The following is a 15,807-nucleotide window of genomic DNA, read 5'->3' on the forward strand; positions in this document are numbered from 1 at the left end:
CCACCGAACCCGAGACAGAGGTGAGATCCATGAGGTTCACGGCCGGTATCCCGGCGATCGACCCCTACCCGATGCCGACGGCGGAGGAGTTGCCCGACAACGTCGCCCCGTGGACGGTGGACCCGCGACGCGCGGTCCTCCTCGTCCACGACATGCAGCGCTACTTCCTGCGCCCGTTCCCCGCGCCCCTGCGCGAGCCGCTCGTGGGCAACGCGGTCCGGCTGCGCGAGGCCTGCGCCGCGGCCGGCGTCCCGACGGCGTACACCGCCCAGCCCGGCAGCATGAGCCCCGAGGAGCGCGGACTCCTCGCGGACTTCTGGGGGCCGGGCATGCGCGTCGACCCCGACGACCGGCTCGTGGTCGACGCCCTCGCGCCCGCCGACGGGGACTGGCGGCTCACCAAGTGGCGCTACAGCGCCTTCTTCCGCTCCGACCTGCTGGAGCGCATGCGCGCGCAGGGCCGGGACCAGCTCGTGGTGTGCGGGGTGTACGCGCACGTCGGCATCCTCACCACCGCGCTGGAGGCGTTCGGCCACGACATCCAGGTGTTCCTCGCCGCGGACGCCGTCGCCGACTTCTCGAGGGACGCCCACGAGCTCGCCCTGAACTACGCGGCGGGACGCTGCGCGGTCGTGGCCTCCACCACGACGCTCGTCGACGGGATCGGCGCCCGCGCCGCGGCCGAGTCCGCCCTGATCCCGGCGGAGTCCCGGTGAGCGCCGCCCCCGCGAGCCCCGCGGGCCACCGCCTGTTCGACCGGATCCTGGGCCCCGGCCGACCCGCCGCGTTCGCCCTCCTGCACCGCCCGGAGCGCTCGCCCGGACTGCTCGACGTGCTGGTGGGGGAGGTCGACACCCCCGGCGCACTGGCCGACCTGCCGCTGCCCGGCCCGTCGGCCGAGGCACCCGGAACGCCCGTCACGCCCCGGCACGACCTGCTGGCCGTGGTGCCCTACCGGCAGATCTCCGAGCGCGGCTTCGTCTGCAACGACGACGAGGCGCCGCTGCTCGCGCTGCGCGTGACCGGCCAGGAGAAGGTGCCCGTCGCCGAGGCCGCCGCGCTCATCGCCGACCGGCCCCTGCGGCTGTCCGACGCCGGCATCGGCCACGACGTCGACGACACGGCCTACGCCGACATCGTCCGCAAGATCATCACGGACGAGATCGGCAGCGGCCAGGGCGCCAACTTCGTCATCAAGCGCACCTTCACCGCCGAGATCGAGGACTACGACGTCCTCGACGCCCTGGTCTTCTTCCGGCGGCTGCTGGAGCGCGAGTCCAACGCCTACTGGACCTTCCTCGTCCACCTCGGCGACCGCACCTTCGTCGGCGCCACCCCCGAGCGGCACGTCAGCCTGCACCACGGTACGGCCGTGATGAACCCCATCAGCGGCACCTACCGCTACCCCGCCTCGGGGCCCTCGCTGCCCGGCCTCATGGAGTTCCTGGCCGACCGCAAGGAAGCGGACGAGCTGTACATGGTGGTCGACGAGGAACTGAAGATGATGGCCCGCATCTGCGACGGCGGCGCCCGCATCACGGGCCCGTACCTCAAGGAGATGGCCCGCCTCGCGCACACCGAGTACCTGCTGTCGGGGCACAGCACCCGCGACCCGCGGGACATCCTGCGGGAGACCATGTTCGCCCCGACCGTCACCGGCAGCCCGCTGGAGAGCGCCTGCCGGGTCATCGAGCGCTACGAGAGGTCCGGCCGCCGGTACTACAGCGGCGTCATGGCCCTGATCGGGCGGGACGAGCACGACGCGCCGGCCCTCGACTCCTCCATCCTCATCCGCACCGCGGAGATCGACGCCGCCGGCCGGGTGGACATCGGCGTGGGCGCCACGCTCGTCCGCCACTCGGACCCGGAGTCGGAGGTGAAGGAGACCGCCGCCAAGGCCGCCGGGCTGCTGTCCGCCCTGCGGGAGAGCGACCCGGAGGGCCTGAGCCGGCACCCGGACGTGGTCTCCGCGCTGCGCGGCCGCAACACGCACCTGGCGGGGTTCTGGCTCGCCGGGGAGGGCGCGCCCGCCACGCAGTTCCACCCGGAACTGGCCGGGGTGAGGACGCTCGTGGTCGACGCCGAGGACACCTTCACCGCGATGATCGCCCACCAGCTCTCCTCGCTGGGGCCCGAGGTGACCGTCCGCCGCTTCGACGAGCCGTACGACGTCGACGACTACGACCTGGTCGTGATGGGCCCCGGCCCCGGCGACCCGAAGGAGACCGACGACCCGCGCATCGCGGCCGTCCACGCGGGGGTGGCACGGCTGCTCGAGGACCGCAGGCCCTTCCTCGCGGTCTGCCTCAGCCACCAGGTGCTCAGCCTGCGGCTCGGCCTCGACGTGCTGCGCCGCACCCCGCCGAACCAGGGCGTGCAGAAGGTGATCGACCTGTTCGGCACCGAGGAGCGCGTCGGCTTCTACAACGCCTTCACCGCACGCAGCGCCGGCCCCGTCGTCGAGGCGGAAGGCATCGGCACGGTGCGGGTGAGCCGGGACGCGGAGACCGGGGACGTGCACGCGCTGCGCGGCCCGCACTTCGCCTCTATGCAGTTCCACGCCGAGTCGGTGCTCACCAGGAACGGGCCCCGGATCATGAGCACCCTGCTCCGGGGGCTGCTGTGAACCGGCCGGGCCGAAGGGGCCGGGCCGGCCGGACCGAACCGACCGAACCGCGATCGACGAAGAGTCAGGAGCCGGGCAGATGAGCACGACGACCAACAGCCCCACGCAGCGTGGAGCCCGCATCGGAGTCCTGGGAATCGGCTCGTACCTGCCCTCCCAGGTCATCACCAACGACATGCTCGCCGACCGGGCGGGCGTCACCGACGAGTGGATCATCCGCAAGACGGGCATCGTCACCCGCCGGGCGGTCGGGCCGGACGAGGCCACCTCCGACCTCGCCCTGAACGCCGCCCGCGCCGCCCTGGAGGACGCCGGGATCTCCCCGGCGCAGCTCTCGCTGATCATCGTCGGCACGGCCACGCCGGACATGGCGGGGCCGTCCGTCGCCAGCCTGACCGCGCTGGCCCTCGAGTGCCCGACCACCACGGGCACCTTCGACATCCAGGCGGCCTGCGCGGGCTTCCTGACCGCCGTCGACATGGCGTCGACGTACCTGAGCGTGCGGGGCGGCTACGCGCTGGTGATCGGCGCCGACACCTACAGCAGGTTCCGCAACTACGAGGACCGGCGCACCACCGCCCTGTGGGGCGACGGCGCCGGCGCAGTGGTGCTCGGCCCGGCGGACGGCGACAGCGGGCTGCTGGCCACCCGGATCACCAGCTTCCCGGTGGACAGCGAGGTCGGCGGGATCCCGGCCGGCGGCAGCCGGCTGCCCGCCTCGCACGAGACGGTCGACGCCGGTCAGCACTACGTGCGGATGAACGGCCGCCGGATCATGGAGATCTTCCAGGAGCACATCCCGCAGATGTCGAAGGACTTCCTCCACGACGCCGGCCAGGAACTGGAGGACATCGACCACATCGTGCCGCACCAGGGCAACCAGCGGATGGTGGAGAGCCTGCCCGAGCTGCTGGGCTTCACCCGCCCCCGGCTGCACGCCAGTGCGCGCGACTTCGGCAACACCGGCTCCGCGTCGATCCCCGTGACCCTGGACCGCGCGGTCCGCCGGGGCGCCATCGCCTCCGGCGAGACGGTCCTGATGGTCTCGATCGGCGCCGGCATGACGTTCGGCTTCGCGCTGCTGCGCTGGAAGTGAGGGAGGAGAGCAAGATGAGCGAGACCGGGACGAGCGACTTCGTGTTCGACGTCGACGCGTACTTGGAGCGGATCGGGGCCGAGCGCCCCGCCACGGTGGACTACGAGTCCCTGTGCTACCTGATGGAACGTCATGTCATGACGGTCCCCTTCGAGACGCTCGACCTGATCCTGAAGAATTTCCCGAGCGTCCGCGACGAGCCTCTGTACGACAAGATCGTCAACAAGCGCCGGGGCGGCGGCTGCGGGGAGCTGAACTCCGCCTTCGCCCTCCTGCTGCGCCACCTGGGCTACCCGGTGACGCTGCTGGGCGCCCGCATCCTGCACAACGGCAAGCACGCCTTCCACGGCCAGTACCACGGCCACCTGGTGCTGCGCGTCGAACTCGACCAGCCCTACCTGGTCGACGTCGGCTTCCGCTGGGCCAGCCGCAAGCCGATGAGGATGCGCGAACTCGGCGTGCAGAGCGACCCGCACGGCGAGTACCGGCTCGCCTTCACCGCGGACGGCGACGTGGAGATGTTCCACGACGGCGTACTGCGCTGGCGTGCCGAGATGCACCCGCGCGAGCTGGACGACTTCGACGCCGCCCTGTGGTACCTGTGGTCGTCCCCGAACGCCCCCGCCACCACCCAGTTGTGGGCGTCCATCGTGACGCCGACCGGCAGGATCTCCATGTTCAACCGGGTCCTGACCGAGTACGAGAACGGCCGGCGCAAGTCCTCCAGGGTCCTGGAGGACGACGCCGAGTTCCTCACCACGTTCGAGAAGCTGTACGGCATCAAGCTGGACGAGGTCCCCGACCTGCCGGCGACCACCGAAGGGGTCTGAAGTGAACAAGGTACGTTGGGGACTGCTGGTCACCGGGGGTTACGCCAACGTCGCCGTCGCGGCGAACGCCAAGTCGGAGACGATGGAGTTCGCGGCCGTGGCGACCGGGGACGCGGACGAGGCGCGCGAGTACGCCGCGAACCACGGCATCCCGCGCAGCTTCGGCTCCTACGACGAACTGCTGGCCTGCGAGGACGTCGACGCGGTGTTCGTCGCGCTGCACCCGGTGGACCACGTGGAGTGGGCCGTCAAGGCGCTGCGGGCCGGCAAGCACGTCCTGTGCGAGAAGCCGCTGGGCCTGTCCGTCGCGGACGTGGAGCGCGTCTTCGACGAGGCGGAGGCGGCGGGCCGCAAGTGCATCGAGGGGGTGATGTTCCGCCACCACCCGCAGATCCGGCTGGCCAAGAAGCTGGTGGACGAGGGCCGCATCGGCGACCTGATGTACGTCTACGCCGCCTGCACCGCCGCCGTACCGCCGGACTACTTCCGCCGCGACCGCGCGCTCGGCGGCGGAGCCCTGCTCGACCTGGGCGTCTTCGCGCTCAGCGCGATCCGCTGCTTCGCCGGTGAGCCCACGCGCGTGTACGCCGAGGAGGTGCGGCGCGGCCCCGAGGCGGCCGACCACGCCTTCACGGGGAGCCTGCGGCTGCCGAACGACGTGCTCGGGCAGTTCGTGGTGGGCCAGGACATCGCCCGCGGCGACTTCCTGCACGTCGTGGGAACCAAGGGCCGGGTAGTGGTGCACCAGCCCTGGTTCGGCGGCACGGACCCCGTCGAGCTGGACCTCCAGGGCCCGGTGCCGATGCTGGAGTCGCAGAAGGAGTACTTCCCGGTCGACCCGGAGGGCACCTACCGGCTCGACGAGATGTTCCACATCTCCCGCATCCAGTTCGACGAGGTGTCCACGGCGATCGCCACGGACACGGAGCTGCCGTTCGGCCGCCGCGAGGCGGTGGCCCAGGCACGGGCGGTGGCGGCGCTGCTGGAGTCCGGCGCGACGGCGCGGCCCGTGGAACTCGCCGGGACCGCCGGCACCGAGTGAGCCGCACCCACTGAGCCGGCCACGACGGCCGCCCCCCCGCCGTCGTGGCCGGCTTCGCGCTGTCCGGGTTCCGAACGCGGCCGGAAGTGAGAAAGTGGGCTCCCCCCACACGGGCGGTCCAAAGGGGTGCTCGGAATACCTTGTCGAATAGGTGGTCGAACGGCGACCGTAGAGGCGTCGGAGAACGGCACCATCAACCAGCGGGGGATTCGATGGGTACAGGGGCGCTCATATCCGGAACTTCAACCGAGGAACTCCAGTCCGTCACTTCTGATTCATGGTGGGACGACGGCACGCTCACGGAATTAGGCGCGGCGCTCTTCGCGTCGCTGCCGCGCAGCGATCAGCGGCGAAAAGGAGTCGAGTACCTGCGCGGTCTGCTCGGCGTCCGCGGACGCCGGTCGATCCGCAACATCGCCGCGCTGCTGGGCGGCTCGGCCACCGAGCAGAGTTTGCACCACTTCGTGTGCAGCTCCACCTGGGACTGGGCTCCGGTGCGCCGCGCCCTGGCCCGGCACCTGGTCAGCTCGGCTCCGCCGCTCGCCTGGGTGGCGCAGCCCATGGTCATCCCGAAGGCGGGGGAGAACTCCGTCGGCGTGGACCGGCAGTACGTCCCGGAGATGGGCCGGGTGCTCAACGCCCAGCGCGCGATGGGGGTCTGGGCGGTGTCCGAGCACACCAGCGTCCCGGTGAACTGGCGGCTGTACCTCTCGTCCTCCTGGACGGGCGACGTCGTCCGCCGCCGGCAGGCGTCGCTTCCGGCCGATCTCGGCCCGCGGAGCATGGGCGACATGACGATCGACGCGTGCCTGGAGACGGCGCGCGAGTGGGGCATGCCGTCGCGGCCCGTGGTCCTGGACGCGCGCAACATGGACATGCCGACCCTGGTGCGCCGGTTCACCGACTCGGGCGTGCGCTTCCTGGCGCGGATCAACAGCGCCTATCCGCTGGCCGTGACGGATCCGCTGCGGCTCGGCCGGGCGCCCGGCGTGCAGCCGGCGGGCCGGCTCATGGCGGCCGACCGGGAGGCGCCGCGACCGGTGGTGTGGCGGGAGTCCGGGGCCACCTCGAGCACGCTGCACACCAGCGTCGTCTCCCTGCTGGGAGTACGCCTCCCGCAGGCCGCGCCGGCCGACCCGGCCGCCCGTGACCTGTGCCTGGTCGGCATCGGCAACGGTCCCCGCAGGCGGGTCGGGCAGGTGTGGCTGACCAACATGACGGACGCCCCGCTGCCCGCCCTCGTGAACTGGAGCAGGCTGCCGTCCCGCACGGAACGCGACTTCCGGCAGACGGCCGACCGCCTCGGCATCCGGGACTTCGCGGGCCGCTCCTACGGCGGCTGGCACCGCCACGTCACCCTCGCCTCGGCGGCCCACGCGGTGTCCGTCCTCGGGGACGTGTCCAAGCGCCCGTGACAGCGGGGCCCGGGCACCCGGGCCGGCGCCACCGGCCTCCGGGCCGACGCCGCGCCCGGACCTGCCCGGCCCCGTGCCGGGCCGGGCCGCGTCCCGCGCGGCCCGTGGCCCGGCCGTCCGGGCACCCGGGGAACCGTGCCGGCCGGAATCGGCCCGGCTACAGCTCCCGGAGCCGGACGACGGCGTCCTCGGTCGCGGCGACCGCGCCCTCGAAGTACTCGCCGATCGTCTCCAGGGCCTCCGTGGGATAGCGGAGGGCCATCGTCATGATGCCCTCGACCAGGGGGCGGAAGACCTCGGCGACCTTGGCGCTCTTCTCGGTCGGGACGATGATGACCTTGCGCCGGTCCTGGGCGCCCCGCTCGCGGCGGACGTACCCCTGGGATTCCAGCCGGTCGACCACGCCGGTGATCGCTCCGGTGGTCAGGCCGGTGACCTTGGCCAGGTCACCGGGAGTGAGCACCAATTCGCCCGGCAGTCCTCGCATGTAGGTCAGGATCCAGGCGTCCGTCGGATGGATGTCCAGGCTCTTGGCGACCGCGCTGTTCAGCGAAATGCTGGCCAGCCCGAACTCCCGGGCGGCGGTCATGGCCCGCTGGAGCGCTGCGTTGCGGCGGGGGTCGTCGCCGCCCTGGCCGGATCGCACGTGGTAACCCTCCGCGCTCCCCGCCCCCTTGGGTCCCGTACTTGACATTGGTCCTCGCACTTTCCTAGCATCAAACTGCCTTAGTAGCCAAGATAATTCTCCGCTGAGATGCCTTGTAGCGAAGGTACCCCCGCGGGAGAGGGTTGGGGAAGCAGCGGGAAGCACAGACCCGGCCGGGCGGTCTCGGCCGGCCCTCGCGGCACCGTCGGGAGCACCCGGGACCGGCACCGCCTCCGGAGCCCGTAACCTCCGGACGCTGAGCTCCGACGATGAAAGGTGACCACCCAGCGCACTGGCTTGCTCGTCTTCACCGTAGAGAAGAGCCGTTTTCCCATCGCCCTGGAGAGTGATGTCTCAGGAAACCGCCGCGCAGCCCGCTGATTTCGCCCGATCGGGGCTGCTCGCTGAGAACGAATCCCCTGGAAAATTAGAGGAGTCCTTTTCTCGGGGCAGGCTGGACCGAAGTGGCCCGCAGAACTCGGATGCGCTGGGAAGGGCCCGTCAGTACGCTCTCCACATTCCGGGGTGCATGCCGAACAGAGCAGTCCGGAAAGAACAGCCGCTCCTTCTCATGGACGCGATCCGGGACATCGCCGAGCAGCAGTGCCTCGATTCCCTGCTCACCACCATCGTGCGGCGCGCCCGGACCCTGCTGCGCGCCGACATCAGCGTGATCAGCCTCTACGACGAGGGCATGTCCGTACAACTCGCGCAGGACGGGCTGATGACCCCGATCGGGGACCTGCGGGACTCCGACGTCCGCCCCGGTGACAGCCGCCGCGGCGGCACCCGGGTGTGGACCGCGGACGGCGCGGGGGACGAGAAGTTCCGGCACGACGAACTGGCCGACCGCATCCTGGCGCAAGAGGGCGTCCGTGCCGTCATGGCCCGCCCCCTCACCACCCGGGAGGGAGTCATCGGGCTGCTGCTGTGCGCGGACCGCGAGACCCGCTCCTACGCGTCCGAGGACATCTCCCTCATGTCCTTCCTGGCCGACTACACGGCCTCCACCGTCGAACGCTTCCGCGCCCTCGACGAGGCCCGGGGCCGGATCGCCCGCGTCACCTCCGAGTACGACCGCCTGCGCGCCCGCCTGTACGCCGAGCAGCGCGTCGGACGCGCCGGCCGCCGCATGCACGACGTGGTGCTCGAAGGGGCCGACGCCCACGCCGTCGCCAACGAACTGGCCGAGGCGCTCTCGGTGTCCGTGACCCTGCGCGACGAGAGCGACCGCACCGTCGCCGTCTCGGGCAGCGTCCCCGAGGACGGCGGCGAACTGGACGCGGCCGTCCTGGAGGCCCGCGCCGAGAACAGGACCGTGCGCGTCGGCGAGGACACCACCGTGCTGCCCGTCAACGCCGGCGGCGAGAACCTTGGCGCCCTGATCATCCACGCCGACCGGCCGCTGTCCGAGCCGTGCCACGACGTGGCCGCCCACGCCGCGCGGGCCGCGGCCTTCCTGGCCCTGGTCAACCGCAGCGCCGCCTCGATCGACGGCCAGGCCCGGGACGAGGCCCTCGACGCCCTCCTGGACCACCCGGGACGCGACCCGCAGCGCGTCGTGCAACTGACCCAGCGCCTGGGCGTGAACCTCACCCAGCCCCACGTGGTCGTCGTCGCCCACGCCGAGGGCGCCCAGCGCGGACGGCTGATGGCCTGGGCCTCGCCCTACGTGGTGCGGCAGGGCGGGGCGAAGACCATGCGCGACGGGTGCCTGGTGCTGCTGCTGCCCGGCGACGACGCGGGCGTCGCGGCCCGCGACGTCTCCCGCCTCCTCGGCCAGGCGCTCAACCGCCCCGTGACCGCGGGCGGCGCCCCGGCCGACGGCGGGCAGAACGCGGTGGCGAACGGGTACGGGCAGGCCAAGCGGTGCGTCGAGGCCCTGACGAGCATGGGCCGGCACGGCGCCACGGCGACCGTGGAGGAGCTCGGCTTCGTCGGCATGCTGCTCGGCGGCAGCCGGGACGTGGGCGGCTTCATCGAGCAGACCCTCGGCCCGGTCCTGTACTACGACGAGGAGCGCTCCACCGAGCTGGTGAGCACGCTGGAGGCCTACTTCGCCGCGGGCAGCAGCCCCACGTACGCCGCGGAGGCCCTCCAGGTCCACCCCAACACGGTCTTCCGGCGCCTGGAGCGCATCGCCCAGCTCCTCGGCCCCGACTGGCAGGAACCGGCCCGCGCGCTGGAGGTGCAGCTCGCCCTGCGACTCCAGCGGGTGTGCCACTCCCTCCCCGACACCCCCTCCCCGGACCCGAGCTGACCCGCCCCGCCGCGGTGGCCCGCCTCACCGCGGCGGCGGCGTGTCGGGCGTGCCTCAACAGGCCCTGATTTCGCGGAGCATCTCCTCCCGGACGTCGGGCGGGCACAGCAGTACGGCCTGGAAGGTGATTTTCTCCTGACCCGGAAGCTCGGGTTTTCCCACCCAGAACCTCACGGCGTCGTTCAGGGCACGGAAGAGGATTTCGCGCTCCTCGGCACTCTCGGAGAGCACGGCGTCGGCGTCGTCGATGGTGAGCAGGAAATGCTTGGCCCCGATCCAGTGCAGATCGGTCAGGCAGTCCCGCAGTGCGTTCCAGTTCCAGCCGAAGTAGTCCGGGAGGCGCAGTGCCTCGTAGAACTGGGTGAACACCCCGTCGGAGTCGCGCATTTCCCGTCCCCGCATCCGGGCCGAGTGGATCAGCCCGGTGGGAGGCAGGGCGCGCGCGACGGAGAGCGTGGAGTCGGCCGGGACGACCCGGACCTCCGCCTCGTGCGGTTCCCACCAGGTGGCGTCGCTCATCGGCCGGTCTCCATCACGATGTACGTCTGATAATGGGTCGGAGTGTAGTACGCCGATCCGTCCGACCCGGTCACGATCCTCTCGCCGCCCCATTTCGGATTGTCGACCGACTGCACCGTTCCCCATTCCGTGTACCGGATCGAGTTTCCCTGACTGTCGAATTCGGGAAGTTTGTAGGCGCCGTTCTTCCCGCTGTTCTCGAATGGCTTGGGGATGGACGGCCCCATGAGTTGAGGACCCGCGCCCTGGGCCTCCACACCGAACTCACGGATGTCGCGGAGCACCGCCTGGGACTCCGCCGGCACCTTGGTGGGAAGCCACCCGCTCAGTTTCGACGTGTCGCCCAGGGTCTGGCCCACCTGGTAGTTCGGCGACAGTCCCAGGGGGTCGGCGCCCGTGTGGGGGTTGTCGACGTAGGCGACGGGGTTGGGCGCGGGTGTGAGGCCGAGCGGGTCCGGAGCCGTGTAGCGGCCGGTCTCGGGGTCGTAGTGACGGAAGTAGTTGTAGTGGAGGCCGGTTTCGGGGTCGTAGTACTGACCGGGGAAGCGCAGAGGAGTGTAGGCGTTGCTGGTGCGGGTCCAGGCGGTGGTGCCCCACAGGGTGCTGCGGGTGCGCCAGGCGATGTCGCCGGACTCGTCGACGAGTTCGGTGGGGGCACCGACGAGGTCGGTGACGATGGCGAAGAAACGCCGGTCGATCTCCTCCTGGCGGGCATCCGCGGTGAGGATCCGTTCCGTCTGGGCCAGCGGAGTCAGGCCGCGGTGGTCCCAGGTGAGCGCCACGGGATGCGGCATGTCCTGCGACGCCGTGATCTGCTCGCACAGGGTGGTGCCGTCCCAGGTGAAGCGGACCTCCTCGACGACCGTCTCGCCGTCCGAGGCCAGGCGTTGCTTGGCGGTGCGGCGGCCCAGGGGGTCGTAGCGGTACCGCCAGCGGGTGCCGTCGGGGGTGACGACGGAGGTGAGGCGGTCGTCGGCGTCCCACGTGTAGCGCCAGGTGTCGGGTTTGCGGGAGAGGCGGGTCTTTTGGCGCAGGGTGACGCGGCCCAGGGGGTCGTGTTCGTAGCGCACACCTCCGGCGCGGGTGAGGGACGTGCCGTGGTACGTGCGGGCCCCCGTGGCTTCCCGGCCGGGATGGGAGGCGGGCCAGGAGGCGGAGACCTGATTGCCGCTCGCGTCGTAGGCGTACCGCTCGCTCCAGTCGTCGGCGGTCACGGCGGTGACACGGCCGACCGGGTCGAGGCCGAAGGTGCGGTTGCCCGACAACCGGTCGAAGACCGCGGAGAGGTGGCCGTCGGCGCGGTAGGCGTAGGCGCGGCTGTTGAGAGTGCGCCCGCCGGCGGTCAGGTGCTCGGCGGACAGCCGCCCCGCCTCGTCCCACGCCGAGGTGACGGTGAGGGAGCCGAAAACGCGGGACAGTTCACGGCCCGCCGCGTCATGGGTGAAGGTGACCTGATGACCACCGGCGGTCAGGAGGCCGGGGCGGCCTGCCGCGTCATGGGCGTAGGTGGTGACATGGCCGGTGGGGGTGGTACGTCCCACGCGACGGCCCACGGCGTTGTAACGATAGGTGGTGGCGCGGCCGTCGACGAGTTCCGTCTTGACCAGGCCGCGTCGGTCGTACTGCCGGATCAGGTCGCCGTCCGGGCCGGATGCCCGCAGCAGGCGCCCGGCCGGGTCGTAGGCGTAGCTGGTTGTCCGTCCGGCGGCGTCCTTGCACGTGATACGGCCCAGCTCGTCGTAGGTGAAGGAGATGACGTCGCCGAGCGGGTCGATCCGCTTGGTCAACTGCCCCGCCGCGTCGAAGCGGTAACCGACGGTGCGTCCGTCGAAGTCGGTTTCCGAGACCAGATGGCCGACCGCGTCGTACCGGTAGCTCCAGCCCAGCCCTTGCGGGTCGGTGACACGGGTGAGGCGCAGGCCGGTGTCGTACTCGAACGCGTAGCGGGCGCCGTCCGGTCCGGTGCGGGCGGCGAGGAGGTCGAAGTGGGTGTACTCGAACCGGGTCACTCCTCCCGCAGGGGAGGTGTGGGTCAGGCAGTTGCCCTCACCGTCGTAGGTCCATGACTCCGTGGCCCCGTCCGGGGCTGTACGGAGGGCGAGTCGACCGTCGGCGTTCCAGGTCAGACCGGTGACGCCGCCCAGGGGGTCGACCGTGCTGACGGGTCTGCCGAGGGCATCGCGTCCCACGCGGGTGGTGCCCCCGGCCGGGTCGGTGACCTCCACCGGCAGGCCCGCGGCGTCGCACACCACCCGGGTCGTGGCGCCGAGGGGGTCGGTGACGGAGAGGAGGCGGCCGGCGTCGTCGTAGGCGTAGCGGGTGGTGTGGCCGGCCGCGTCGGTGACGCTGATCCGATTGCCGCGGTCGTCGAATTCCTGGGTGCGGCGGGTGCCGTCCGGCTCGTGGAACTCCACCGGCAGTCCGAGCGGGCCGCGCACGATGCGCGATTCGGTGCCGTCGGGCCGGGTGACCGCGACGAGCAGGTCGTCCTCGTCGTAGCCGTGGACGGTGGTGCGGCCGAGTGGGTCGGTGCGGGTCAGCAGGTTGCCGCGGGTGTCGTAGGTGAAGCGGGTGGTGTGACCGAGGGGGTCGGTGGTGGCCAGGACCCGGCAGCCGGCGCCGATGAGGTGGCGGGTGGTGTGTCCCTCAGCGGTGGTGAGGGTGGTGGCGCGGTGGCCGGTTTCGGGGTCGGGTTCGGTGTAGGCCAGGGTGATCTGGACGTGGCCTGCTTCGCCGCCTTCGGCGATGACGCGGTCACGGTCGTCGTAGGCGTAGTCGTAGCGGCTGCCGTTGGAGTCGATCCACGCCGTGACGCGGCGGCGGTCGTCGTAGACGAACGTGGTGGTGGCGCCGGAGGGCTTGGTGACGGTGGTCAGATCGCCGTCCTGGTAGCCGTAGCGCATCAGGAGCAGATCCGTGCCCCCTTCGCCCCCGCCGGTCACGGACAAGGCGGTGATCCGGCCGTCGGCGGTGGTCAGCGTCAGCTGATGGCCGGCCGAGTGGACCAGGGCCGTCGGCACACCGTCGTCGGTGCGGTCGACGGTGATCGTGTGGCCGTTGCGTTCGGTGACGGTGGTCAGCCAGGCGGTTCCGTCGCCGCCGGGCTCGCTGCCGAGCGGGGCGCTGAAGCCCGCGGGTCCCCGACTCCGGCCCGCCGCTCGGCGATACGCCCGGCGAGCACCGTCCCCGACTGCTCCACGGCCCCTCCCTCGTCCTCGGTCACTGACGGCACCGTAGAACAGACGCTCCGGAAGGTGGCGGTGGTTCTCCGGGACCCTCACCGGGGCCCCGCACGGCGCCCTCGTTCCGAGGCCGCGCGGTCCACGGGGGAACCAGGCCGGGAGAGAAGTTCCCGGACGCGCCACCGCACCCGCTCCTGACCTCTGTGCTCGCAGGCCGGGCCGGGTGCGGCGGTGGTGTCCGTGGCTCAGATGTCCCGGAAGATCTCGATCTGCGCCCCGATCGAGTTCAGCCGTTCCGCCAGGTCCTCGTAACCCCGGTTGATGACGTAGACGTTGCGGAGCACCGACGTGCCCTCCGCCGCCATCATCGCCAGCAGGACGACGACCGCGGGGCGCAGGGCCGGCGGGCACATCATCTCGGCGGCGCGCCAGCGGGTGGGGCCCTCGACCAGGACCCGGTGCGGGTCCAGGAGCTGGAGGCGGCCGCCGAGGCGGTTGAGGTCGGTCAGGTAGATGGCGCGGTTGTCGTAGACCCAGTCGTGGATGAGGGTCTTGCCCTGCGCGGAGGCCGCGATGGCCGCGAAGAACGGGACGTTGTCGATGTTCAGGCCGGGGAACGGCATCGGGTGGATCTTGTCGATCGGCGCCTCCAGCTTGGAGGGCCGGACGGTGAGGTCCACGAGCCGGGTGCGGCCGTTGTCCGCGACGTACTCCGGGGTGCGGTCGTGGTCGAGGCCCATCTCCTCCAGGACCGCCAGCTCGATCTCCAGGAACTCGATGGGCACGCGACGCACCGTCAGCTCCGACTCCGTCACGACGGCGGCGGCCAGCAGGCTCATCGCCTCGACCGGGTCCTCGGAGGGGGAGTAGTCCACGTCGGCGTCGATGACGGGCCGGCCGTGCACGGTCAGCGTGGTGGTGCCGATGCCCTCGACCTTGACGCCCAGGGCCTCCAGGAAGAAGCACAGGTCCTGGACCATGTAGTTGGACGAGGCGTTGCGGATGACGGTGACGCCGTCGTGCCGGGCGGCGGCGAGGAGGGCGTTCTCGGTGACCGTGTCGCCCCGCTCGGTCAGCACGATCGGGCGGTCAGGGCGCACCGCGCGGTCGACCACCGCGTGGTAGTGGCCCTCGGTCGCGGCGACGTCCAGGCCGAACCGGCGCAGCGCGATCATGTGCGGCTCGATGGTGCGGGTGCCGAGGTCGCAGCCGCCGGCGTAGGGCAGCCGGAAGCGGTCCATGCGGTGCAGCAGCGGGCCCAGGAACATGATGATGGAGCGTGTGCGCACCGCCGCCTCGGCGTCGATGGCCTCCATGTCCAGCTCGGCCGGCGGGACGATCTCCAGGTCGACGCCCTCGTTGATCCAGCGGGTGCGCACGCCGATGGAGTTCAGCACCTCCAGGAGGCGGTAGACCTCCTCGATGCGGGCGACCCGGCGCAGCACCGTGCGCCCCTTGTTGAGCAGCGAGGCGCACAGCAGGGCCACACAGGCGTTCTTGCTGGTCTTGACGTCGATGGCGCCGGACAGGCGGCGGCCGCCGACCACGCGCAGGTGCATCGGACCCGCGTAGCCCAGGGAGACGATCTCGCTGTCCAGCGCTTCGCCGATGCGGGCGATCATCTCAAGGCTGATGTTCTGGTTGCCGCGCTCGATGCGGTTGACGGCGCTCTGACTGGTGTTGAGCGCCTCCGCAAGCTGTGACTGCGTCCAGCCGCGGTGCTGCCGGGCGTCACGGATGAGCCTGCCGATGCGTACGAGGTAGTCGTCTGCCATGGGGTTGAGGCTATCTCAGATATGAGATGGCACCTCTCGGGGGGTCCGTTCGAGTGACGGGCCGTCAAGGGTGCCCGGCCGTCAGCGTCGCCGGGCCGTCGTCGTGCGGCGCCATCCGAAGGGCCCGGGCAGATCCATCGACGTCGTGCGGCGCCCCGTGCTGCTGCGGGTGTGACGTGGCCCGTTGCGGCCGCCGGTCGTGAGGGACCAGGAACGTTTGTTGATGTTCAGACGTACTCCGGGGAGGATCCGGAAGCTCTTGCGGAACGTGAGCGGCATCGTGCCCCCTTCCGAGTCGTGCCGGGGGTGCCCGGCACGACCCGGATACCCCGGATCGGCGTGGGGATGGCCCGCTGGGTACTCGGACGGGGCCCGCGCCAGGGGCACGGTGGGGCGCACGCCACACCGCGCCCGGG

The 15,807-nt window shown here is 71.5% G+C and carries 11 protein-coding genes and 1 pseudogene; 7 read left to right on the plus strand and 5 right to left on the minus strand.

The features are described from left to right. Positions 1–29 precede the first annotated feature (29 nt). From ACH499_RS13250 to ACH499_RS13275, 6 genes are all read left to right on the plus strand, one after another. Positions 30–716, plus strand: coding sequence for an isochorismatase family protein (locus ACH499_RS13250; protein ID WP_399015480.1), 687 nt, complete (start codon positions 30–32; stop codon positions 714–716). Next, the gene (locus ACH499_RS13255; protein WP_399015482.1) at positions 713–2,626 is read left to right on the plus strand and encodes an anthranilate synthase family protein; all 1,914 of its coding nucleotides are present in this window, start codon (positions 713–715) and stop codon (positions 2,624–2,626) included. The genes ACH499_RS13250 and ACH499_RS13255 overlap by 4 nt, the downstream gene beginning before the upstream one ends. A gap of 79 nt (positions 2,627–2,705) precedes the next feature. Next, positions 2,706–3,722 carry a ketoacyl-ACP synthase III gene (locus tag ACH499_RS13260; RefSeq protein WP_356203382.1) on the plus strand — a complete coding sequence of 339 codons (1,017 nt, stop codon included), beginning with the start codon at positions 2,706–2,708 and terminating at the stop codon, positions 3,720–3,722. A gap of 14 nt (positions 3,723–3,736) precedes the next feature. Continuing rightward, complete coding sequence (locus ACH499_RS13265) at positions 3,737–4,552, plus strand: arylamine N-acetyltransferase (RefSeq protein ID WP_356203380.1); 816 nt, start codon at positions 3,737–3,739, stop codon at positions 4,550–4,552. 1 nt (position 4,553) lies between these two features. Then, the gene (locus ACH499_RS13270; RefSeq protein WP_399015484.1) at positions 4,554–5,594 is read left to right on the plus strand and encodes a Gfo/Idh/MocA family protein; all 1,041 of its coding nucleotides are present in this window, start codon (positions 4,554–4,556) and stop codon (positions 5,592–5,594) included. Between the two features lie 212 nt (positions 5,595–5,806). Continuing rightward, a complete protein-coding gene (locus ACH499_RS13275; protein ID WP_356203375.1) occupies positions 5,807–7,009 on the plus strand; it encodes a transposase in 1,203 nt (400 codons plus the stop codon). Positions 7,010–7,166: 157 nt separating this feature from the next. On the opposite strand, the gene ACH499_RS13280 is transcribed toward ACH499_RS13275, so the two are convergent. Beyond that, the gene (locus tag ACH499_RS13280) at positions 7,167–7,655 is read right to left on the minus strand and encodes a MarR family transcriptional regulator (protein WP_356203373.1); all 489 of its coding nucleotides are present in this window, start codon (positions 7,653–7,655) and stop codon (positions 7,167–7,169) included. 571 nt (positions 7,656–8,226) lie between these two features. Here ACH499_RS13280 and ACH499_RS13285 point away from each other — a divergent pair. Further along, entirely contained in the window at positions 8,227–9,915 is a 1,689-nt protein-coding gene (locus tag ACH499_RS13285) for a helix-turn-helix domain-containing protein (protein WP_399015487.1), read from the plus strand. A 54-nt stretch (positions 9,916–9,969) separates the two neighbouring features. Here the strand turns inward: ACH499_RS13285 and ACH499_RS13290 are convergent, their stop codons facing one another. From ACH499_RS13290 to ACH499_RS13305, 4 genes and pseudogenes are all read right to left on the minus strand, one after another. Next, entirely contained in the window at positions 9,970–10,434 is a 465-nt protein-coding gene (locus ACH499_RS13290) for a barstar family protein (RefSeq protein WP_356203370.1), read from the minus strand. Positions 10,435–10,802: 368 nt separating this feature from the next. Then, positions 10,803–13,562, minus strand: a pseudogene (locus ACH499_RS13295) (RHS repeat-associated core domain-containing protein); the annotation flags it as partial. A 299-nt stretch (positions 13,563–13,861) separates the two neighbouring features. Then, the gene (locus ACH499_RS13300; protein ID WP_356203364.1) at positions 13,862–15,391 is read right to left on the minus strand and encodes a UDP-N-acetylglucosamine 1-carboxyvinyltransferase; all 1,530 of its coding nucleotides are present in this window, start codon (positions 15,389–15,391) and stop codon (positions 13,862–13,864) included. 81 nt (positions 15,392–15,472) lie between these two features. After that, the gene (locus ACH499_RS13305) at positions 15,473–15,670 is read right to left on the minus strand and encodes a DUF4236 domain-containing protein (protein WP_356203362.1); all 198 of its coding nucleotides are present in this window, start codon (positions 15,668–15,670) and stop codon (positions 15,473–15,475) included. Positions 15,671–15,807: the final 137 nt, after the last annotated feature.

Source organism: Streptomyces sp. NPDC018947 (assembly GCF_044390505.1).
Taxonomy (GTDB): Bacteria; Actinomycetota; Actinomycetes; order Streptomycetales; family Streptomycetaceae; genus Streptomyces.

Excerpts from the sequence above, each read along its gene's own strand:
- ACH499_RS13260 (WP_356203382.1), top strand. The coding sequence starts at position 2,706 with ATGAGCACGACGACCAACAGCCCCACGCAGCGTGGAGCCCGCATCGGA.
- ACH499_RS13300 (WP_356203364.1), bottom strand. The coding sequence starts at position 15,391 with ATGGCAGACGACTACCTCGTACGCATCGGCAGGCTCATCCGTGACGCC.
- ACH499_RS13265 (WP_356203380.1), top strand. The coding sequence starts at position 3,737 with ATGAGCGAGACCGGGACGAGCGACTTCGTGTTCGACGTCGACGCGTAC.
- ACH499_RS13285 (WP_399015487.1), top strand. The coding sequence starts at position 8,227 with ATGGACGCGATCCGGGACATCGCCGAGCAGCAGTGCCTCGATTCCCTG.
- ACH499_RS13250 (WP_399015480.1), top strand. The coding sequence starts at position 30 with ATGAGGTTCACGGCCGGTATCCCGGCGATCGACCCCTACCCGATGCCG.
- ACH499_RS13275 (WP_356203375.1), top strand. The coding sequence starts at position 5,807 with ATGGGTACAGGGGCGCTCATATCCGGAACTTCAACCGAGGAACTCCAG.
- ACH499_RS13305 (WP_356203362.1), bottom strand. The coding sequence starts at position 15,670 with ATGCCGCTCACGTTCCGCAAGAGCTTCCGGATCCTCCCCGGAGTACGT.
- ACH499_RS13290 (WP_356203370.1), bottom strand. The coding sequence starts at position 10,434 with ATGAGCGACGCCACCTGGTGGGAACCGCACGAGGCGGAGGTCCGGGTC.